This window comes from Paracoccus binzhouensis (assembly GCF_016446475.1).
In the GTDB taxonomy this organism is placed as follows: Bacteria; Pseudomonadota; Alphaproteobacteria; order Rhodobacterales; family Rhodobacteraceae; genus Paracoccus; species Paracoccus binzhouensis.
Window position 1 is genome coordinate 1 of the sequence record NZ_JAEHFP010000008.1, and the last position, 20,555, is coordinate 20,555.

Below are 20,555 nucleotides of genomic sequence, written 5' to 3' on the forward strand. Positions count from 1 at the left end.
CGCGCGCGCCATGCCGCTGGCGGCGCGATCGGCCGCGGCCAGCCGGTCCAGGTCGGCGGGGGTGCCGGTGGCGACCGGCAGGCCCGGCGCGGCGTCCAGGGCGATGCCCTGATGCTGGGCGATGCGGCCGGTGGCGCGAAAGCCCAGCCTTTCGTAAAGCGGCAGCCCCGCCGCCGTGGCGACCAGGCGCATCTCGCGCTCTCCGGCCAGGGCGATCACCGCCTGCATCAGCGCCCGGCCCAGGCCGCGGCCGCGCATCGAGGCATCCACGATGATCATGTTCAGCGTCGCCACCGCGCCGAAGGCCGAGCACAGCGCCGTGCCGACGACCCGATCCCCGTCCAGCGCCACGACGCCCCGCGAGACGGACAGGTTCAGCGCCCAGTCCTCGGGCCGGTGCGGCCAGCCGGCCTGCCGGGACAGCGCCAGGGCCTGCGGCAGATGCGCGGCGGTGAAGCCGGCCAGCGCGGGGGGGATGGTGGTGGCGGTGCTCATGCGGTCATCCTTGTTCGCGCCCATCCTGCCACGCGCCGAAAGGCAGGATCACCGATCTGGCGCGGCCGGACGGCATGTCCTGCGGATCGCATCCGCGCCGCCGCAGAAAATGCCGTCAGGGACATAGCGCCTGCCCCAGCCGGCGGATCATGGCGCAGGCAGCCTGCAATTCGCCCCGTTCCAGGTATTCCTCGGGGCGGTGGGCGCGGGCGATGTCGCCGGGGCCGCAGATGATGGCGGGAATGCCGGCCTGCTGGAAAAGCCCGGCCTCGGTGCCGTAGCTGACGGCGCCCAGCGGCGCCGTGCCCGTCAGCCCGGCCACCAGCCGCGCCAGCGGATGCTCGCCCTCGAGCGCCAGCGCCGGATAGGAGGACAGCCAGTCCACCGCCAGCCCCGCCGCCTCGGCCGCCGCGACCACCGGCTCCAGGATCGCCCCGGGATCGGCGCCGTGGATCGCCCGGGCCTCGATCTGCGCCTCGGCCCGGTCGGGGATGATGTTGACTGCCTGCCCGCCGGCCACGGTGCCGATCTGCAGGCTGGACCAGGGCGGTGCGAAACGCGCGTCCTGCGGCCCCGACCGCAGCGCCTCGGCCTGTAGGGCGGCTGCGTTCAGCGCCGGCAGCAGCGCATGGATCGCGTTCGCCCCCAGGTCGGGGCGCGCGCTGTGGCCCGCCACGCCCGAGGCCAGCAGCCGCAGCGCCGCCTTGCCCTTGTGGGCCAGCACCGGCGCCATGCCCGAGGGCTCGCCGATGATCGCCCCCAGCGGCGGCGCGCACAGATCCGGCAGCGCCGCCAGCAGATGCGGCACGCCGCGGCAGCCCGCCTCCTCGTCATAGGACAGCGCGATGTGGATGGGCACCGACAGCGGCATCGCCGCCAGTTCCGGCGCCACGGCCAGCGCCGCGGCGACGAAGCCCTTCATGTCGCAGGCGCCGCGCCCGACCAGCCGCTCGCCTTCGCGCCGCAGCGCGAAGGGATCGGCCCGCCAGCCCGGCTCGGCCGCCGGCACCACGTCCAGGTGGCCCGACAGCACATAGCCCGGGCGCGCCGCCTCGCCGATGGTGGCGAAAAGGTTCCAGTGGTCGCCCTCGGGCCCGGGGATCAGCGCAGAGGCGATGCCGTGCCCGTGCAGCCAGCCCCGCACGAAGCCGATGACGTCGCCGTTCGGGCCGCCCACGACGCTGGGAAACCCGACCAGCCGCTCCAGAAGATCAATCGGCGAAGACATAGATCTTGCGCACCGTCTCGACGGTCTTCCAGATGCCCCTGAAGCCCGGCTTCATCAGGAAGCTGTCGCCGGCGACGAAGCGGCGCGTCTCGCCGCCCTCCTCGGTCAGCTCGACCACCCCGGACAGGATATGGCAGAATTCCAGCGCCTCGCCCTTGGCCGAGCGCGTGGTGCCGGGGGTGGCTTCCCAGATGCCGGTGCGGATCCTCGTCCAGTTGCCCAGCGGCACCTCGTCCAGCGCCCAGGTCCGGAAGGCGGGGGCGCCCTCGACCAGCTTCTCGGGGGCGGCACCGTCCTCGCGCGGGGGGAAGGCGGGGGCGGTGTCGATGGGGGTCAGCAATGCCATGGGATCTCCTTTCCTTGCTCGCCGCCAGCTTCGCCCGATCCGCGCGGGGCAAGGCACCGTTGTCACGGCGGGGGCGGCATCGCCTGCCGTCCGCCGCGGGAAATTCGCAATGTCCTGCCGTCCACGGCGGCTCTGCCGCATGCGCTGTGGCGGGAGCGGGCCGAAGATGGCCCGGACGGACCAACAGGAGGCCAGCATGGCGCATCGCCCCAAATTCATCACCTTCGACTGCCACGGCACGATGATCCTCTTCGACATGGCCGGCGCCGCCCGCGACCATTACGGCGCGCAGCTGGGCGGGCGGATCGACGGCTTCATCGCCGATTTCGCCGCCTATCGCCTGGACGAGGTGCTGGGCGCCTGGAAACCCTATGCCGAGGTGGTCCACAACGCGCTGGAGCGGACCTGCAGGCGCAACGGCATCGCCTTCGATCCGGCCGTGGCCGCGGCCATCTACGACCGCGTGCCAGGCTGGGGGCCGCATCCCGACGTGCCGGCCGGGCTGCAGCGCATCGCCGGCCATATCCCGCTGGTGGCGCTGACCAATTCCATGAACGCGCAGATCCCGCACAACATCGCCCGGCTGGGCGCGCCCATCGACCATGTCTTCACCGCCGAAAGCGCCGGCGCCTACAAGCCGCAGATGCGCGCCTTCGAATACATGTTCGACCAGCTGGGCTGCGGCCCCGAGGACGTGCTGCATGTCTCCTCGAGCTTCCGCTACGACCTGATGACCGCGCATGACCTGGGGATTCGCAACAAGGTCTGGGTGAACCGCGGCCACGAGCCGGCCAATCCCTATTACGGCTATACCGAGGTCAAGGACATCTCGGGCCTGGCCGAGGTGCTGGGGCTGTGACCAAATACGCATCCTATTGGCTGGACGGCGTGGCGCCCTTTGCCCACGGACAGCAGGGCCCGGTCGAGGGGCGCTTCGACGTGGCGGTGATCGGCGGCGGCTTCACCGGACTGAACGCCGCCCGCAGCCTGGCCAGTGCCGGGGCCAGGGTGGCGCTGCTCGAGGCCGGGACGGTCGGCTCGGGCGCCTCGGGCCGCAACGGCGGGCATCTGAACAATGGCATCGCCCATGGCTATGCCGAGGCCAAGGCGCATCTGGGCACGCACCGTGCCCATGCGCTCTATCGCGCCTATGACCGTTCGATCGACATGATCGAGCAGATCGTGGCCGAGGAAGGCATCGCCTGCGACTTCCGCCGCTCGGGCAAGCTGAAGCTGGCCTCCAAGCCCAGCCATGTCGCGGGCTTGCGCGCGAATTTCGACCTGATCCATGCCGAGGTCGATCCCGACACCCGCTGGCTGGACCGGCAGGACCTGGCGGCCGAGATCGGCTCGGACGGCTTCCACGGCGCGATGCTCTACGAGAAATCGGCGATGATGCACATGGGGCGCTATGCCCAGGGGCTGGCCGCGGCGGCGCATCGCCACGGCGCGGCGATCTGGGAAGCGGCGCCGGTCACCGCGCGCAGCAAGCTGACCGGCGGCTGGCTGCTGCAGACCCCGCGCGGGGCGCTGGCGGCCGGGCGGGTCATCGCCGCGACCGGCGCCTATGGCAGCACGCCGCCGCTGCGGCATTTCCGGCGCCGCATCGTCCCGGTCGGCTCCTTCATCATCGCCACCCGCCCGCTGACCGAAGCGGAAATCGCCGCCACCCTGCCCGGCGACCGCACCTGCGTCACCTCGCTGAACATCGGCAACTATTTCCGGCTGTCGCCCGACCGGCGGCTGATCTTCGGCGGCCGGGCGCGGTTCTCGGCCCGCTCGGATCAGGGCTCGGACGCGAAATCGGGGGCGATCCTGCGCCGTTCGATGGCGGCGATCTTTCCGCATCTGGCGGATGTGCGGATCGACTATTGCTGGGGCGGGCTGGTGGACATGACCAGGGACCGCTTCCCCCGCGCCGGCGAGGCGGACGGCATGATCTATGGCATGGGCTATTCCGGCCATGGCGCGCAGATGTCCACGCTGATCGGCCAGGCGCTGGCCGACATGGCCATGGGGCGGCCCGACAGCAACCCGCTGGCCGGCATGGACTGGCCCGCGATCCCCGCGCATGCCGGCAAACCCTGGTTCCTGCCGCTGGTCGGGCTGTGGTTCGGGCTGAAGGACCGGCTGTCCTGAAGCCCCCTAGCCCAGCGAATGCGCGGCCAGGCCGTAGATCACCGGCCCTTGCGCCGCCCGGCGCTGCCGCCCGAGGCGCATTTCGGTGACGGTGTCGAAGGGTGCCAGCCCGGCCTCGGCCAGGAAGGCCAGGAAGGCCGGGCTGCCCGCCGGCGTGTCGAGCCGGGTGAAGGTTCCGGCATTGGCCGCGATCAGCGGCGCCGCCAGGGCCATGGCCATGCCGTCGTCCTCCGCCACCACCGGACCGATCACCACCCCCTTGCCGAAATCGCGCTGCAGGGCAAAGCCGCGCAGCGCGCCGTCGTGCAGCGCCACCATGCCGGTCGAAAGCGGCAGCAGCGCATCCAGGATCCGCGCCCGCGCCGCACCATAGGCCGCCGCATCCAGCGCCCGCAGCGCCGGCTCGTCCCCGGGCTGCAGGGCGCGGATCCGCAGGCCCGGCACAGGCGCGGCCGCGACCGGGCGGGCGATGCCCTGCTGCTGGTGGATGGTGGCGACCGGCAGGAACCCCGCCGCCGCGTAAAGCCGATAGCCCGAGCGCGTGGCGCTGAGCCGCAGGTCGCGGCCGGCGCAATCGGCCAGCACCCGCTGCAGCAGCCATTTCCCGGCCCCGCGCGCCTGCAGCCGCGGCGCCGTCACCATCATCCCCAGCATGGCGAAATCCTCGCCGACCGGGAAATACATGGCCGAGCCGACCGGGCGGCCGATCTGGTCGGTGGCCAGATAGCCCCGGCCCAGCGACAGGAACAGGTCGAGGTCGCGCGGCCGATGCGGCCACAGCACCCCCACCGTCAGCTCGTGCAGCAATTGCCGCTGCGCCAGGCCCAGCGGCTCGGCGCTGGTCTCGTAGGCGTCGATCCGCAGATGCGGCGCAAGGCTGCGCCCGCCGGTCGCCGGGGCCCCGTCGGCCGGCGCGCTCGCCTTGTTGTCCTCCATGTCGCCTCCCCGCTCCGCCCGCCGTTCCCGGGCAGTATGCCCCGGGGCCGCCGCGATTTGATGCCGTATCGGGCCGGGATGGACGAATATCGTGCCGCGAAACGGCCCCATCCGGCGCGGTTCGGCCTGGGCCGGCACCGCCTCGGGGTCCCGGGCCAGGTCCAGCCGGTTCAGGGCATAGCGCGCCGCCAGATCCTGCATGACGCGGGGGCGCAGGGGATGGACGACCAGAAGGTCGGGCTTGCTCGCAGGCTTCATGCGTCCTCCAGCGGCGGACGCCTGCGCCAGATTAACATCCGGTTAATCGCACCACCAAACCGGCATTTGCCGTTACGGGGATTCTCTGCGACCCTTGCCGCATCAGGGAAAGGGTGCGGGATGAAGACCTCGATTGCCACCGTGTCGATCTCGGGCAGCTTTACCGAAAAGCTCGCCGCGATCCAGCAGGCCGGATTCGACGGGATCGAGATCTTCGAGCAGGATTTCCTCGCCTCGGACTTCACCCCGGCCGAGGTCGGCCGCATGGTCCGCGACCACGGGCTGGAGATCACCCTGTTCCAGCCCTTCCGCGATTTCGAGGGCTTGCCCGAGCCCCTGCGCTCGCGCGCCTTCGCCCGGGCGCAGCGCAAGTTCGACCTGATGGCCGAGCTGGGCACCGACCTGGTGCTCGTCTGCTCCTCGACCCATCCCGAGGCGCTTGGCGGCATCGACCGCGCCGCGGCCGATTTCCGCGAACTGGGCGAGATCGCGGCGCAGCGCGGCATCCGCATCGGCTACGAGGCGCTGTGCTGGGGCCGGCACGTCAACGACCACCGCGACGCCTGGGAGATCGTGCGCCGCGCCGATCACCCGAATGTCGGCCTGATCCTCGACAGCTTCCACACGCTGGGCCGCAAGCTCGACCCGGACAGCATCCGCCGCATTCCCGGCGACCGCATCTTCTTCGTGCAGCTGGCCGACGCGCCGCTGATCGGGATGGACCTGCTCTATTGGTCGCGGCATTTCCGCAACATGCCGGGCGAGGGCGACCTGGACGTCACCGGCTTCACCCGCGCGGTCATGGCCACCGGCTATGACGGGCCGCTGAGCCTGGAAATCTTCAACGACCAGTTCCGCGCCGGTCTGCCGCGCCTGGTGGCCCGCGACGGCCATCGCAGCCTGGTGGCGCTCATGGACCGCGTGCGCCGGGCCGAGCCTTCGCTCTCCGTCGATCTGCCCGCCTTTCCCGCCCCCGCCCCGGTCGAGCGGGTCGAGTTCGTCGAATTCGCCACCTCGGCCCAGGATGCCGGGCCGCTGGAGGCGCTGCTGGCCGCGGCCGGCTTCGTGCAGGCCGGGCGGCACCGCAGCAAGCAGGTGACACTGTGGCGGCAGGGCGGCGTCAACCTGCTGGTCAATGCCGAGCCCGAGGGCTTCGCCCACAGCGCCTGGGTCACGCATGGCACCGGCGTCTCCGAGGTGGCGCTGATGGTCCCCGACGCCCGCGCCGCCTACGACCGCGCCCTGGCGCTGGGGGCCGAGCCGCATGTCGCCCCCCATGCCGCGCAGGAGCTGGAGATCCCCGGCATCCGCGGCGCCGGCAGCAACGTGATCCGACTCCTGGACCGGAAAGGCGATCTGGGCCGGATCTGGCAGGTGGATTTCGCCCTTGACGACCCCGCGCCGCCGGGCGCCGGGCTGGCCGGCATCGACCACCTGGCCCAGACCATGGCCCATGACGAGATGCTCAGCTGGTCGCTGTTCTATACCACCCTGTTCACGGCCGAAAAGGCGCCGATGGTCGATGTGGTCGATCCCGACGGGCTGGTGCGCAGCCAGGCCATCCAGGCCGGCGGGCTGCGCATCACCCTGAACGGTGCCGAGGCGCGGCGCACCCTGGCCGGGCAGTTCCTGCAAGAGACCTTCGGCGCCTCGGTCCAGCACATCGCCTTTGCGACGGACGATATCTTCGCCACCGCCACGGCGATGGCGGCGCGCGGCTTTCCCTTCCTGCGCATCGGCGCCAATTACTACGACGATGTCGAGGCGCGCTTCGGCCTCGACCCCGCCTTCACCGCCCGGTTGCGCGCCCATCACATCATGTATGACGAGGATGCCGGCGGGCAGTTCCTGCAGTTCTATTCGACCGCCCTGCCCGGCGGCCTGTTCCTGGAGATCGTGCAGCGCCACGGCGATTATGCCGGCTATGGCGCGCCGAACGCCCCGTTCCGCATCGCCGCGCAAAAGCGCAGCATGCGGCCCAGGGGCATGCCGAAAGCCTAGCCGCCCAGTTCCGCCAGCGTCCGGCGGATGCCCTCCTCGATCGGCGTCACGGGATGGGCGCCCAGCCAGTCCGGCACCGGGTCCGAGGCCAGTTCCGCCGGAATGCGCAGCGGCGGGCCGTCGATGGTGATGCCGTCCCAGCCGCTCTGCCGGGCAAGCTCGGCGGTGAAGTCTGCCATCCCGCGCGTGTCGCCAGCCATGGTCAGCACCGTCGCGCCCTGCATCGGCCGCAGCATCGCCGCGGCCAGCAGCCGCGCAACGTCATCCACATGCACGAAGCCCACCCGGCCCGAGAAGCGGATCACCGCCGGCTCGCGCCGGACCGAAGCCGCAAGCGCGATGGACGGCCCGGCTGCGATGCCGCTGCTGATCCCCGGCCCGTAGACGATATAGGGCCGCAGCCCCAGGCTGGGCAGGCCGTGATCGGCGGCATGGACCCGCGCCAGCCCCTCGACCGCCAGCTTGGTCACGCCATAGACGGTCATCGGCCGCGGCACCGTGGCGCTGTCCGGGCCGAACACCCCGGCGGTGCTGAGCCAGGCGACCGGCACCCGCAGCCGGCGCGCCAGTTCGAAGACATGCGCCGAGCCCAGCACATTGACCCGCACCGCCCGCGCCGGATCGGCGGCGCAATCCACCGTCATCAGCCCGGCCAGATGCACGATGCCGTCGCAGCCCTCGCCCGCGCGGGCCAGTGAATCGGCATCGGTGACGTCGCCGGCCGCCGCCTCGCAGCCCACCGGCAGCGCGGTGCGGCGGATCGCGGCTTCGAGGTCGAAGAGCCGCGGGACGATGCCCTGCGCCGCCAGCGCCGCCGCCACCCGCAGGCCGATGAAGCCGGTGCCCCCGGTCAGAAGAACGCGGCGCGGCCGCCCTGTATCCTGTGTCATGCTGGTTTCCTCCTGTCCCGCATCATATTGAATGATATTCAATTGTAAAAGTATCTTCCAATTAATTCCTGATTATGGCAGGTTCCACGCGCATCGGGCGAGGAGGAGGGATCGCGCATGACCGCCATGGCTTTCGATCAGGAGGTGGACCTGCTGGTGATCGGCGCCGGCGCCGGCGGCATGACCGCGGCGCTGAGCGGCGCGATTGCCGGCCTGTCGGTGCTGCTTTGCGAAAAGACCGGCATGGTCGGCGGCACCACCGCCACCTCGGGCGGCACCACCTGGGTGCCGGGCACCGAGCTGAGCCACCGGGCCGGGGTGCCCGACAGCACCGAGGATGCCGCCGCCTTCCTCGACCATGTCGTCGGCGACCGTGGCGGCGAGGCGCGGCGCGCCGCCTTCCTGGCCGCGGGCGCCGAGGCCATCGCCGATCTTGAACGTAATTCAGAAGTCTGCTTCGTCGCCGCCGCCGCGCATCCCGACTATCTGGACGGTCCCGGTTCGGCCTATGGCGGCCGGGCGCTGGCGCCGGTGGAGTTCGACGGCCGGCTGCTCGGGGCCGATTTCGACCGGGTGCGGCCGCCGCGCGACGTGTTCATGGGCCTGGGCGGCATGATGGTCGGGCGCGGCGAACTGGGGGCGCTGCTGAACCCCCTCGCCAGTGCCGGCAACCTGGCGACCGCGCTGAAGATCCTGCTGCGCTACGCCCGCGACCGGCTGGGCCATCGGCGCGGCACCCGGCTGCTGATGGGCAATGCGCTGGTGGCGCGGCTGTTTTTCAGCCTGCGCCGGCGCGCGGTGCCGATCTGGTTCGACAGCCCGCTGGTGGACCTCATCCGCGACGGGCGGGCGGTGATCGGCGCGGTGATCGAGACCCCGCAGGGCCGGCGCCGCATCCGAGCGCGGCGCGGCCTGGTGCTGGCGACCGGCGGCATCGGCTGGAACCGCGCCCTGCGCGCCCGGCTGTTCCCGCCGCAGATCGCCGACCTTTCGCAGGCGCCCGAGGGCAATACGGGCGACGGCATCGCCCTGGCGGTCGAGCGCGCCGGCGCGGCGCTGGACGACGGCTGCGACAGCGCCGGGCTGTGGATGCCCTGCTCGCTGCTCGGCCGCCCGGACGGCTCGCAGGCAATCTGGCCGCATATCATCCTCGACCGCGCCAAGCCGGGGCTGATCGCCGTCGGCCGCGACGGCCGCCGCTTCGTGAACGAGGCCGGCAGCTATCACGATTTCTGCATGGGCATGATCCGCGCCGGCCTGTCCGAGGCCTGGCTGGTGGCCGATTCCGCCTTCATCCGCCGCTACGGGCTGGGGCTGGTGCTGCCGGGCGGGCGCGGACTGCGCCGCCTGCTGCGCCAGGGTTATCTGAAACGCGCCGACAGCCTTCCTGCGCTGGCCGCGGCCATCGGCGTCGATCCGCAGGGGCTGGCCGAAAGCGTCGCGGCCAACAACCGCTTCGCGGAAACCGGCTCTGACGCCGATTTCGGCCGCGGCTCGACGGTGGTGAACCGCTTCAACGGCGATCCCGGGGTCCAGCCCAACCCCTGCCTGGGCCCGATCCGGCAGGCGCCCTTCCATGCGCTGCGGGTGGTGCCGGTCGATCTGGCCGGCAGCGGCGGGCTCGACTGCAATGCCGAGGGGCAGGTGCTGGACGGCGAGGGCCGGCCGATCCCGGGGCTTTACGCCTGCGGCAACGACGCCGCCTCGATCTTCCGGGGCACCTATCCCGGGCCCGGCACCACCATCGGCCCGGCCATGGTCTTCGGCTGGACAATCGCCCGGCAGCTGGCGGCGGCCGGCTGAACCGCCCGGGCACCGCCACAGGGACGCGAAATCAAGCCTTTGTCCGGATTCCGCGCCCCGCCCCACCCCATTCCGCCCGGCGCATATTAACATCAGGTTAACCCAACGCGAAAAACGGTCTTTGACGTTATGGCCGGCTTTTGCGACCTTTTGCCACAGACCGCGCATCCGAGGAACCTGCGCGATCCGCTTCAGGGAGGACACCCATGACCGCTTCACCGGCCATCGCGCCCAAGGGCAGGCATCAATCCGGCAAGGCTGCGGCCAGCGGCTGGATCGGCTCTGCGCTGGAATATTACGACTTCTTCATCTATGCCACCGCCGCCTCGCTGGTGTTTCCGCAGATCTTCTTTCCGTCGGAAAACCCGCGCGTCGCCATCGTCGCCTCGCTGGCGACCTATGGCGTGGGCTATGTCGCCCGGCCGATCGGCGCCTTCGTGCTGGGCCATTGGGGCGACACCCATGGCCGCAAGAACGTGCTGATCCTGTGCATGTTCCTGATGGGCATCTCGACCCTGCTGGTCGGGCTTCTGCCGACCTATCAGCAGGTCGGCATGCTGGCCCCGATCCTGCTGGTGATCCTGCGGCTGATCCAGGGCTTTGCCGTGGCGGGCGAGATCTCGGGCGCCAGCTCGATGATCATGGAACACGCGCCCTTCGGCCGGCGCGGCTTCTTCGCCAGCTTCACCCTGCAAGGCGTGCAGGCCGGCCAGATCCTGGCCGCCGCCGTCTTCCTGCCGCTGGCGCATTTCATGCCGGACGCGGCCTTCAACAGCTGGGGCTGGCGCATCCCGTTCCTGCTGAGCTTCGTCGTCATCATCGCCGGCTGGATCATCCGCCGCGAGGTCGAGGAAACCCCCGCCTTCCGCCAGGAGGAGGCCAGCCACGCCACCCCGCGCTCGCCCGTGGTCGAGGCGATCCGCACCACCTGGCCGGACATGATCCGGGTCATCTGCATGTCGCTGATGAACACCATCCCGGTCGTCGCCACCGTCTTCGGCGCCGCCTATGCCGTGCAGGCCGCCTATGGCATCGGCTTCCACAAGGACGTCTATCTGTGGATCCCGGTGATGGGCAACATCATCGCCTGCCTGGTGATCCCGCTGGTCGGCAACCTGTCCGACCGCATCGGCCGCCGCCCGCCGATCATCGTCGGCGCGCTGGGATCGGGCCTTCTGGCCTTCGGCTATCTCTACGCCATCTCGATCCATTCGGTGCCGCTGGCGATCCTGATGTCGCTGCTGATGTGGGGCGTGGTCTATCAGGGCTACAACGCGGTGTTCCCCAGCTTCTACCCCGAGCTGTTCCCGACCCGCACCCGCGTCTCCTCGATGGCGATCTCGCAGAACATTGGCACCACGATCACCGCGCTCCTGCCGGCGCTCTTTGCCACCGTCGCGCCTCCGGGCTCGACCAATGTGCCGATGCTGGTGGGCTCGATCGCCTTCGCCATCTGCTGCATCGCCGCCGCCGCGGCCTGGTCGGCGCGCGAGACCTACCGGATCCGCATCGAGGATCTGGGAAAGCCGGATGCCACGCCGGTGCCCAGGGCGGAATACGACCACCTGCGGGCCGAGGCCGTGGCCAGCCGCTGACCCCCGCCCGAAGGCCCCGGTCCCCCGGGGCCTTCGTTCCTGAAAGGCCATCAAGAAAGGCCCCAAAGAAAGGCAAGGCATGATGATCCGCGGAACCACCCGACTGATCGCGCATCTGGGCTATCCGACCACGACCTTCAAGTCGCCGATGATCTACAACCCCTGGTTCCAGCGCCGCGGCATCGACGCGGTGGTGGTGCCGATGGGCTGCAAGCCCGAGGATTATCCCGCCTTCCTGCGCCTGCTGTTCCGGCTGTCGAACATCCACGGCGCGCTGATCACCATGCCGCACAAGGTCAGCACGCTGGCGCTGGCCGACCGCGTCTCGGTGACCGCCCGCATTGCCGGGGCGGCGAACGGGCTGCGGCTGGCCGCGGACGGCGCGCTCGAGGCCGACATGTTCGACGGCGAGGGCTTCGTGCGCGGCGTGCTGGCCAAGGGCCAGGAGTTGCAGGGCCGCGCGGCGCTGGTGGTGGGCTGCGGCGGCGTCGGCTCGGCCATCGCCGCCTCGCTGGCGAAAGCCGGCGTGGCGCGGCTGGCGCTTTACGACCCTGCAGAGGCCAATGCCCAGGCGCTGGCCGGCCGCATCGCCGCCGCCTATCCCGGCATCGCACTTCAGACCGGCTCGAACGACCCGGCGGGCTTCGACCTGGTGGTGAACGCCTCGCCGCTCGGCATGAACCAGGGCGACCCGCTGCCCATCGACCCCGAACGCATCGACCCCGCCACCTTCGTCGGCGAGGTGGTGCTGAAAGCCGAGATCACGCCCTTCCTTGCCGCCGCCCGCGCCCGCGGCTGCCGCTACCAGGTCGGCACCGACATGCTGTTCGAGCAGATCCCGGCCTATCTGGAGTTCTTCGGCTTCCCCAAGCCCAGCGTCGCCGAGCTGCGCGAAACCGCCGCCATCAGCTATTGACCCCCGCCCGCGCCGGGGCGCGCAACCGCCGCATTGCGCTGCCCGGCCAGGCAGGCCACCCTTGCCGCAGCGCAACCAGCGGAGGGCGGCATGACGCCAGAGCGGATCGAGGCGCGGGCGCCCTGGCATGCCCGCACGGCCGAGGAAACCTGCACGGCGCTGGCGACCGGCCCGGACGGGCTGAGCCATGCCGAGGCCGACCGCCGCCTTGGCCGCCACGGCCCGAACGCCCTGCCCGCCGCCGCCCGCACCCATCCGGCGCTGCGCTTCCTGGCGCAGTTCAGGAATGCGCTGATCGGCTTCCTGCTCTCGGCGGCGCTGGCGGCCATGATGCTGGGCCATGTCGTCGACGGCGCGGTAATCGTCGGCGTGGTGCTGATCAACGCCATCGTCGGCTTCATCCAGGAGGGCAAGGCCGAACGCGCCCTCGACGCGATCCGCGACATGATCGCCCCGCAGGCCACCGTCCTGCGCGCGGGCGAGCGGCGCCGCCTCGACAGCCGCCGGATCGTGCCCGGCGACCTGGTGCTGGTCGAGGCCGGCGACAAGGTGCCCGCCGACCTGCGGCTGCTGCGCGCCCGCGGCCTCAGCGCCGACGAGGCGATCCTGACCGGCGAATCGGTCCCGGCGGACAAGGCCGAGCCCCCGGTCGCGCCCGATGCCGCGCTTGGCGACCGCGCCCCGATCCTCTATTCCGGCACGCTGGTCACCACCGGCCAGGGCATCGGCATCGCGGTGGCCACCGGCGCGCAGACCGAGATCGGCCGCATTTCCGGCATGATCGCCGCCGTGCAGCCCCTGACCACGCCGCTCCTGCGCCAGATCGACGCCTTCGGCACCCGCATCACCTGGTTCTCCATCGCCGGCGCGGCGCTCATCTTCGCCTTCGCCACCCTGCTGCGCGGCCATGGCTGGCTCGAGGCGCTGATGATGGTGGTGGCGCTGGCGGTCGGCGTGGTCCCCGAGGGGCTGCCGGCCGTCATCACCATCACGCTGGCCATCGGTGTCCGCCGCATGGCCGCCCGCAACGCCGTGGTCCGCCGCCTGCCGGCGGTCGAGACGCTGGGCGCCACCTCGGTGATCTGCTCGGACAAGACCGGCACGCTGACCCGCAACGAGATGACCGTGCGCCACCTGGTCACCGCCGCCGGCACCACCGCGGTCTCGGGCCCCGGCTACGCGCCCCAGGGCCGGCTCTCGGCCCCGGATGGCGCCGCGCCCGCCCCCGACCCCGCCCGCGAGGCGCTGGTCCGCGCCGGCCTGCTCTGCAACGATGCCCGGCTGGTGGAAAGCGGCGGGCAATGGACGGTGCTGGGCGACCCGATGGAGGGCGCGCTGCTTGCCGCCGCCGCCCGGGCCGGCCTGCACCCGGAAACCGAGCGCGGGCGCTGGACCCGCCTGGACGAGATCCCCTTCGACGCCCAGCACCGCTTCATGGCGACGCTGCACGAGGATCCGCAGGGCGGCCGGCGCATCTTCGTCAAGGGCGCGCCCGAGCGGCTGCTGGCCATGTGCGCGACCCAGGCAGGGGGCCAGGCGGCGGGCGGAACCACCCTGCCCCTCGAGCCCGGTCCCTGGCAGGCCCGCATCGAGGCCTGCGCCGCGGATGGCGAGCGCGTGCTGGGCTTCGCCACCCGCGCCGCCGACCCCGAAACCGCGAGGCTGGACTTCCCGGCCGTCGAATCCGGCCTGACCTTCCTCGGCCTCGCCGGCTTCATCGACCCGCCGCGGGACGAGGCCGTGGCCGCGGTGGCCGATTGCCGCGCGGCCGGCATCGCCATCAAGATGATCACCGGCGACCACCAGGGCACCGCGGCGGCCATCGCCCGCCAGCTCGCTATCGCCGATGACCCGAAGGTGATCGAGGGCGCCGCGCTGGACGGCATGCCCGACGAGACCCTGCGCCGGGTGGTCGAGGAGGTCAGCGTCTTCGCCCGCGCCACGCCCGAGCACAAGCTGCGCATCGTCGGTGCGCTGCAGGCCAACGGCCATATCGTCGCCATGACCGGCGACGGGGTGAACGACGCGCCGGCGGTCAGGCAGGCCGACATCGGCATCGCCATGGGCCGCAAGGGCACCGAGGCCGCCAAGGAGGCGGCGCAGATGGTGCTGCTCGACGACAATTTCGCCTCGATCGTCGCCGCCGTGCACGAGGGGCGCACCGTCTACGACAACATCCGCAAGGTGATCGGCTGGACGCTGCCCACCAATGGCGGCGAGGTGCTCTGCGTGATCCTGGCGATCCTGCTGGGCGTCACCCTGCCGATGACGCCGGTGCAGATCCTGTGGATCAACATGATCCTGACCGTCACCCTGGGGCTGGTGCTGGCCTTCGAGCCGCCCGAGCCCGAGGTCATGCGCCGCCCGCCCCGGCCGCGCGACGCAGCCATCCTGTCGCGCTTCCTGCTCTGGCGCATCGGCTTCGTCTCGCTGCTGTTCACGCTCGGCGCCTTCGGAATATTCGAATATGCGCGAATACGCGGATATGACTTGCCGGCGGCCCGCACCATGGTGGTCAACGCGCTGGTGGCAATGGAGATCTTCTACCTGTTCAACGTGCGCTACCTGCACCGGACGTCCTTCAGCCTGGTCGGCGCCATGGGCACGCCGGCGGTCCTGGCCGCGGTCTCGGTCGTGGTGCTGGCGCAGCTGCTGTTCACCTACGCGCCCTTCATGCACAGACTGTTCGACAGCGCCCCGGTCGCCCTGCTCGACGGGCTGCTGATCGTGCTGGTCGGCGCGGCAACCATGGCGGTGCTGGAGATCGAGAAGGCCCTGACCCGCCGCCTGTCGCTCTGACGTCCCCGAGGCTCCGAGGCTCCGAGGCTCCGAGGCTCCGAGGCTCCGAGGCTCCGAGGCTCCGAGGCTCCGAGGCTCCGAGGCTCCGAGGCAGCTGCGCCGGATCAAGGCAACCCCAGAAACCGGACCCGGCCGGAGTACCCGGCCCCGCCGCTTACCGGCGCCCCGTCCCCATGCGCGCCCCTCGGGCCGCACCACCTCCGCCTCGGCACCCGGCCCTCCGACCCGCGCGCCTTCACCGCGGCGCAAATCCGCCGCGCCGCCCCGTCCGCACGGCCCGGCCCAAGGCGCGCAACCTCTGCACCGTCTCTGCGCCATCACCCCAGGGAGCCGCCCCGTTCAGCCAAAGCCCTGCCCTCTCCGTTGCCCTGATACCCACGCGACCGCGCCGTCCCGTCCCGAGGCGCACATTGCCCGCGTGCGCTCAGGCAACCGGCTCATTCCCCCCGGCGCAGGGCCTGCCTTCCCGGTTGCCCGATGCCCGGACACGCCATCCGCACCGCGAGACGCGCCCCCACCGGACCCGGCTTTCCGTTTCCCAAATACCCACGCCACCGCGCCATCCGCACCGCCCGGTCCCGAAATGCGCCGCGGCGACATCCCTGCCCAGGGGGAACCCCCACCGTAACCGGCACGCTCCCATCCCTTGCCCGAATACCCATCCGATCCCACCGCAACCCAACACCCGAACCCCGTCGGGCGGCGGTTTCCGCCCTGCCGGGAAGCGGCAAGGAATCCCGCCCCAACCGAGCCATATCCGCAGAATCTGATGGATTTGCGGATCACCTGGGTTCCGCTTTTCCGCCGCATCCGGGACCGCGCCGGTCCGCAAGCGGGCATGGCCCAACATGCCACGTCCCGGCGCGGCGATCAAGCCGGGCCGGGACGCGCGCGGGGTTTCGCGGCGAAACCGTCACTTTTCCAGCAGGGCGCGGATCTCCAGCATCAGGCTCTCCATCAGCGCGTCGTCCAGCAGGCTGCCCTCCAGCCGCAGGATGTGGCCCTTGCCGTCCCTGGCCCGGCGGATCAGGATGCCGCTGGTGGTGCGGATGGTCATGTCGTCGATCCAGCCATAGCCCTCCGGCCTGGAGCGCGGCCGCCCTCCCCGGCTCGGCTCGCGCGGCGCGCTCTCCAGCGCCTGCAGCAGCGGCTCGATCAGGGCCCATTCCTCCTCGGCATCGGCGGGAACCCGCACCGACAGCGCCTGGCGCAGCCGCGCCTCGGCGCCGTTGCGCAGCGCCGCCGACAGCCGCAGCCCGCGCCTTTCGGTCAGCGCCTCGGGAAAGCGCAGCATGTCGCCCAGTTCCTCGAAGATCAGCGCAAAGGACCGCACCTTGGAGCGCTTGGCCTTCGACCCGGTGGCGAACAGCTTGTTCACCGCGTCCTCGGTATTGGCGAAGGCGCCCTGGTTGGCGGCGATCACGGCGATGCGGCCGCGCTCGAAATGGCTCAGCTCCTCGCGGACCTCGTTCTCCTCGACCATGGCCACGAAGGCCTCGTCGGCCTGGGTGCGCGGCCGGATCAGGGCGCGGATGCGGCTGTGCTTCTCGGCCTGGGTCAGCTCGTACAGCGCCCGCACCGCCTGCAGGCGACGATAGCCCGAGAGCAGGCCGTAGCGCGGCCCCTGCCCCTCCGGCGCCTCCATCTCAAAGACCTCGATCGGCAGCCGCAGTCCATGCGCGGCGATCGACAGCCGCAGCTCCTGCATGTCCTCCTCGCTCATCACCATACGGTCGCGGATCATCGCGGCCTCGTCGATCTGCCCGATGGGCAGTTCGACGATCAGCAGCCCCTGCTTCTGCGCCGCATGCAGCCGGGCGGCGTCGGCCTCGGCCCGGGCACGGGCGGCGCGGCTCTCGGTGCTTTCGGCGCTGGTCAGGGCGGCGCTGTCGGCGGCGACCTGGGCAATGGGCGCGATGCCGCGGCCCAGGGCCGGACGCTCGAAGGTTTCGCTGCGAAACTGTTCCTCGATCCGGTCCAGATCGGCGCTGCTCGGGGTCTCCAGCCTTCTGCGCTTAGCCATGCGCCTGCTCCTTCACCTGCGCGGCCCGTTCGGCCTGTTCCATCTGCAGATCGCGCCACCAGGTGCCCAAGATCAGCTCCTTGACCTCGGCCCAGGTGCGGTCGAAGGTCTCGCGGCCGCGCACATAGGTCTCGCGGTTGAACTCGCGGTAATCGGCCTCGTAGATGCCGTTCACCTGCTCGCCGGCCTGGCCGACCATGGCGGTCAGCTCCTGGCGGTAGGTGGTCATGAAATCGCCGAAATAGGCCTGGATGACATTGGCAAGGTCGGTCTGCTGGCCGGCATCGAAGCGGGTGATGATCGCCCGCACCGCATCCCATTCGAAGCGCATCTCGGGCAGGCCGTCGCGGCGGCGGGCGGCGTTCTCGCCTTCCTCGACGCTGGCGAAGGTCGAATAGAGCATGTCGAAGAAGCGCCCGGTCGAATCGAATTCCAGGAACGAGGCGCCCAGCGGCACCAGCAGGATGTCGGCCGCCGCCAGGGCGTTGATGGTCAGGTAGCCAAGTGCCGGCGGGGTATCCAGGATGATGATGTCGTAGCTGTCGACGATGCGGTCGTTGACCAGCGCATTGCCGAGCGCGTCCCAGAGCGGCCAGCCGCGCAGGCCCATGCGCCAGACCGGCACCTGGAACTCGGCCCAGTAGAGGTTCAGCTGCGCGCCGAGCAGGTCGATGTTCGGCCAATGCGTCTTCTGGATCAGGTCCTGGGCGGTGATCTTCAGCGCCTCGGTCAGGGTCTCGTCGAAGGGCAGGGGGGCTTGGCCCGCCGCCGCGCGCACCCGGTTCTCGTCCTGGAGCGCCAGGGCATAGTCCTTGGCCAGCAGCGGGAAGGCCGTGGACCATTCGTCGGCCACCTTGCCACCCATGATCGAGGTCATGCTGCCCTGGCTGTCTAGGTCGATGACCAGCACCTTGTAGCCGTCCAGCGCCGCCGACATGGCCAGATGCGCGGCGGTCGAGGTCTTGCCGACCCCGCCCTTGAAATTCGCCACGGCGATGGTCTTGGCCGGCAGGCCCTGAGGCCGCCAGGGCCGGTATTCCCGGCCGGCCGCGCCCTCGGTCGCGAAATGGTCGCGCAGGCGCAGCACGTCGTCGAGGCTGAACCATTTCGAATTGCCCTCGCCCTGGCCCTGGGGCAGGTCGGGGTTCTTCAGCAGCACGCGGCGGAAATGCGCGGGCGCCACCGGGATCAGGTAGCGGCAGACCTCCCAGGTCGAGAAGCGGCGCAGCCGCTTCCTGCCGTCCGGGGCATAGCCGCGTTCGGCCAGGTCCTGGCGGCCCTTGGCGGCGAAGGCGGCGGCTTTCGCGAATCGGGCGGTGTCGATAGGCTCGGACAGGCGCTCGGCGGCCCGGGCCGGGTTGATGTTGAAATAGGGCGGAAGGGGGTCCTTGCCTGAGGACATGTCGCTACCTCTGCGATGTGCTGCTTCGATGGATGTTTTGGCGAAACTATTACACATCGCCGGGGGCAAGTGAATCACCCACCGGGGGTTCGCCGCGAAAATCCTGAAAAATCAGCAGAAAGCAGCAGCAGAAAGTTTGTGATTCCTTTCAGGTCTTTAGAATCTTTGCGTGATGAAAATCATCATATTTCAATTGGATAAAGGAAATCCGGGACCCGTTTACGGGTCCAAGGGCACCCGTCTGCGGGACGAAGGGCACCCGATTCCGGGATCGCGGGCACCGATTCGCGGGAACAGGGGTTTCCGGCTGCGGTATGGGCCCGGATATGCGGTTTTCGGCCCGGTTTCGCCCGGATATGCCATCTGCGCCTCCTGTAAACGGGTGCCTTTTCGGGCAGCGCGGCGCAAAGGAACCCGTCTACGGGACCGGGCGGCGGCGGCGATGGGGACCCGGATAGCTGTTGTCGGAAGGTACCTTATCCGTCATAATCTGCGGCAATGATAAGAAGGGCAGGGCGATGGATGACATTCCTCGGGACCAGCTTTCGGGCGCGCTGCGCCGGGGGGCGGTCAAGAAACACGTGGCGGCGATCCATGTCTCGGGCAAGCTGACGCTGTTGCAGCGCAAGCTGTCGAACGTGCTGCTGCTCAACGCCTATGACACGCTGACCAGCCGCACGCGCCACCAGATCGACGCGCGGACGCTGTGCCTGATGATCGGCTATAACAGCAACGACATGGACACGCTGAAGCAGTCGCTGCGCGGGCTGGCCGAGACGGTCGCCGAATGGGACATGCTGGACGAGAAGGGCCAGCAGGAATGGGGCGTGTCGAGCCTGCTGAGCTATGCCAAGCTGAAGGGCGGGATCTGCGAATACGCCTATTCCCCGGCCCTGGCGGAAAAGCTGCACGATCCCAAGGTCTTTGCGCTGATCAACCTGAACATCCAGCGCCGCTTTACCAGCGGCCATGCGCTGGCGCTTTACGAGAACTGCTACCGCTTCGTCAGGACCGGCTCGACCGGCTGGTGGCCGCTGGACCTGTTCCGGCGGCTGATGGGGGTGGACGGCAGCGCCTATTACGAGACCTTCAAGCACCTGAACGCCAAGGTCATCAAGCCGGCGGTGGACGAGGTGAACCGCACCAGCAACATCCTGCTGACCCCCGAGACCCGCAAGCAGGGCAGGGTGGTGACCGACATCCGCTTCCGCATCAAGGAGAACCCGCAGCTGGCGATCCTGGACATGGACGATGGCGAGGGGATGCGGCACGGCGCGGTCTATGCCCGGCTGCGCGACCTGGGCGTCAGCGACCGGCTGGCGCGGCAATGGCTTTCGGCGCATGGCGAGGAGCAGGTTCTGGAGAAGCTCGACTATGTCGAGACCCGCAAGAACGTCAAAAGCAAGCTGGGTTATCTGACCGCGGCGCTGGAGGGCAATTTCGGCCCGACACCCGAGCGGGCAGGGGAGGGGGGCGGCCCGAACCCGCGGGCCGAGCGGCTGCGCCGCATCCTCGATGCCGTCAAGGCGCGCACGCCCACCCAGCGCGATGCCGACAAGCGGCTGTTCCTGGCGCAGCTTTCCGATGCGCGCATGCGCGAGGATTTCGAGAAGCACGGCTGGATGTCGCCGCTGAACAGCACCCGCATCGCCGCCTTCTGGGAGGAGATGTCGCCCGGCCTGCTGGAGGGGCTGGAGGAATAGCCCCTGGCGCCCCCGCTACCG

At 70.4% G+C, this 20,555-nt stretch carries 15 protein-coding genes; 8 read left to right on the forward strand and 7 right to left on the reverse strand.

From position 1 onward, the window contains the following. From I9P22_RS04015 to I9P22_RS04025, 3 genes are all read right to left on the reverse strand, one after another. Nucleotides 1-495, reverse strand: a 495-nt coding sequence (locus tag I9P22_RS04015; RefSeq protein ID WP_199258096.1) for a GNAT family N-acetyltransferase, incomplete at its 3' end; no start/stop codon positions are given. A 115-nt stretch (nt 496-610) separates the two neighbouring features. Further along, the gene (argE, locus tag I9P22_RS04020) at nt 611-1,723 is read right to left on the reverse strand and encodes an acetylornithine deacetylase (protein WP_199258097.1); all 1,113 of its coding nucleotides are present in this window, start codon (nt 1,721-1,723) and stop codon (nt 611-613) included. Then, nucleotides 1,707-2,069, reverse strand: a complete 363-nt coding sequence (locus I9P22_RS04025; protein WP_199258098.1) for a cupin domain-containing protein — start codon at nt 2,067-2,069, stop codon at nt 1,707-1,709. Before I9P22_RS04025 ends, argE begins: the two co-directional genes overlap by 17 nt. Before the next feature lie 196 nt (nt 2,070-2,265). Between I9P22_RS04025 and I9P22_RS04030 the strand changes: the two genes are divergently transcribed. Continuing rightward, nucleotides 2,266-2,928 carry a haloacid dehalogenase type II gene (locus tag I9P22_RS04030; protein WP_199258099.1) on the forward strand — a complete coding sequence of 221 codons (663 nt, stop codon included), beginning with the start codon at nt 2,266-2,268 and terminating at the stop codon, nt 2,926-2,928. Next, complete coding sequence (locus tag I9P22_RS04035; RefSeq protein WP_199258100.1) at nt 2,925-4,208, forward strand: NAD(P)/FAD-dependent oxidoreductase; 1,284 nt, start codon at nt 2,925-2,927, stop codon at nt 4,206-4,208. Before I9P22_RS04030 ends, I9P22_RS04035 begins: the two co-directional genes overlap by 4 nt. Before the next feature lie 6 nt (nt 4,209-4,214). Here I9P22_RS04035 and I9P22_RS04040 read toward each other — a convergent pair whose 3' ends face one another. Continuing rightward, a complete protein-coding gene (locus tag I9P22_RS04040) occupies nt 4,215-5,402 on the reverse strand; it encodes a GNAT family N-acetyltransferase (RefSeq protein WP_199258101.1) in 1,188 nt (395 codons plus the stop codon). A gap of 120 nt (nt 5,403-5,522) precedes the next feature. Here I9P22_RS04040 and I9P22_RS04045 point away from each other — a divergent pair, with 120 nt between their 5' ends. Further along, the gene (locus I9P22_RS04045) at nt 5,523-7,403 is read left to right on the forward strand and encodes a bifunctional sugar phosphate isomerase/epimerase/4-hydroxyphenylpyruvate dioxygenase family protein (protein WP_199258102.1); all 1,881 of its coding nucleotides are present in this window, start codon (nt 5,523-5,525) and stop codon (nt 7,401-7,403) included. Here I9P22_RS04045 and I9P22_RS04050 read toward each other — a convergent pair. After that, entirely contained in the window at nt 7,400-8,293 is an 894-nt protein-coding gene (locus I9P22_RS04050) for an NAD-dependent epimerase/dehydratase family protein (RefSeq protein ID WP_199258103.1), read from the reverse strand. The two genes, I9P22_RS04045 and I9P22_RS04050, sit on opposite strands and share 4 nt — an antisense overlap. Nucleotides 8,294-8,410: 117 nt before the next feature. On the opposite strand from I9P22_RS04050, the gene I9P22_RS04055 reads away from it, so the two are divergent. The 4 genes from I9P22_RS04055 (at nt 8,411) to I9P22_RS04070 (ending at nt 15,406) form a co-directional block, all read left to right on the forward strand. Next, entirely contained in the window at nt 8,411-10,096 is a 1,686-nt protein-coding gene (locus tag I9P22_RS04055) for an FAD-binding protein (protein WP_199258104.1), read from the forward strand. A 206-nt stretch (nt 10,097-10,302) separates the two neighbouring features. Next, on the forward strand, nt 10,303-11,691 hold the full coding sequence (locus tag I9P22_RS04060; RefSeq protein ID WP_199258105.1) for an MFS transporter: 1,389 nt from the start codon (nt 10,303-10,305) through the stop codon (nt 11,689-11,691). 82 nt (nt 11,692-11,773) lie between these two features. Continuing rightward, nucleotides 11,774-12,607 carry a shikimate dehydrogenase family protein gene (locus I9P22_RS04065; RefSeq protein ID WP_199258106.1) on the forward strand — a complete coding sequence of 278 codons (834 nt, stop codon included), beginning with the start codon at nt 11,774-11,776 and terminating at the stop codon, nt 12,605-12,607. A gap of 90 nt (nt 12,608-12,697) precedes the next feature. Continuing rightward, nucleotides 12,698-15,406, forward strand: a complete 2,709-nt coding sequence (locus tag I9P22_RS04070; RefSeq protein ID WP_199258107.1) for a cation-transporting P-type ATPase — start codon at nt 12,698-12,700, stop codon at nt 15,404-15,406. Between the two features lie 913 nt (nt 15,407-16,319). On the opposite strand, the gene I9P22_RS04075 is transcribed toward I9P22_RS04070, so the two are convergent. Together I9P22_RS04075 and I9P22_RS04080 are read right to left on the reverse strand one after the other, a co-directional pair. Further along, nucleotides 16,320-17,429: a ParB/RepB/Spo0J family partition protein gene (locus I9P22_RS04075; RefSeq protein ID WP_199258108.1), complete on the reverse strand. Its 1,110-nt coding sequence runs from the start codon at nt 17,427-17,429 to the stop codon at nt 16,320-16,322. Then, nucleotides 17,422-18,831 (reverse strand): AAA family ATPase, encoded by a 1,410-nt coding sequence (locus I9P22_RS04080; RefSeq protein ID WP_199258109.1) that lies wholly within the window; start codon nt 18,829-18,831, stop codon nt 17,422-17,424. Before I9P22_RS04080 ends, I9P22_RS04075 begins: the two co-directional genes overlap by 8 nt. Before the next feature lie 518 nt (nt 18,832-19,349). On the opposite strand from I9P22_RS04080, the gene I9P22_RS04085 reads away from it, so the two are divergent. After that, nucleotides 19,350-20,534, forward strand: a complete 1,185-nt coding sequence (locus I9P22_RS04085; RefSeq protein WP_199258110.1) for a replication initiation protein — start codon at nt 19,350-19,352, stop codon at nt 20,532-20,534. The last annotated feature ends 21 nt before the right edge of the window (nt 20,535-20,555 follow it).

Excerpts from the sequence above, each read along its gene's own strand:
- argE (WP_199258097.1), bottom strand. The coding sequence starts at position 1,723 with ATGTCTTCGCCGATTGATCTTCTGGAGCGGCTGGTCGGGTTTCCCAGC.
- I9P22_RS04025 (WP_199258098.1), bottom strand. The coding sequence starts at position 2,069 with ATGGCATTGCTGACCCCCATCGACACCGCCCCCGCCTTCCCCCCGCGC.
- I9P22_RS04030 (WP_199258099.1), top strand. The coding sequence starts at position 2,266 with ATGGCGCATCGCCCCAAATTCATCACCTTCGACTGCCACGGCACGATG.
- I9P22_RS04040 (WP_199258101.1), bottom strand. The coding sequence starts at position 5,402 with ATGAAGCCTGCGAGCAAGCCCGACCTTCTGGTCGTCCATCCCCTGCGC.
- I9P22_RS04045 (WP_199258102.1), top strand. The coding sequence starts at position 5,523 with ATGAAGACCTCGATTGCCACCGTGTCGATCTCGGGCAGCTTTACCGAA.
- I9P22_RS04050 (WP_199258103.1), bottom strand. The coding sequence starts at position 8,293 with ATGACACAGGATACAGGGCGGCCGCGCCGCGTTCTTCTGACCGGGGGC.
- I9P22_RS04055 (WP_199258104.1), top strand. The coding sequence starts at position 8,411 with ATGACCGCCATGGCTTTCGATCAGGAGGTGGACCTGCTGGTGATCGGC.
- I9P22_RS04060 (WP_199258105.1), top strand. The coding sequence starts at position 10,303 with ATGACCGCTTCACCGGCCATCGCGCCCAAGGGCAGGCATCAATCCGGC.
- I9P22_RS04065 (WP_199258106.1), top strand. The coding sequence starts at position 11,774 with ATGATCCGCGGAACCACCCGACTGATCGCGCATCTGGGCTATCCGACC.
- I9P22_RS04070 (WP_199258107.1), top strand. The coding sequence starts at position 12,698 with ATGACGCCAGAGCGGATCGAGGCGCGGGCGCCCTGGCATGCCCGCACG.
- I9P22_RS04075 (WP_199258108.1), bottom strand. The coding sequence starts at position 17,429 with ATGGCTAAGCGCAGAAGGCTGGAGACCCCGAGCAGCGCCGATCTGGAC.
- I9P22_RS04080 (WP_199258109.1), bottom strand. The coding sequence starts at position 18,831 with ATGTCCTCAGGCAAGGACCCCCTTCCGCCCTATTTCAACATCAACCCG.
- I9P22_RS04085 (WP_199258110.1), top strand. The coding sequence starts at position 19,350 with ATGGATGACATTCCTCGGGACCAGCTTTCGGGCGCGCTGCGCCGGGGG.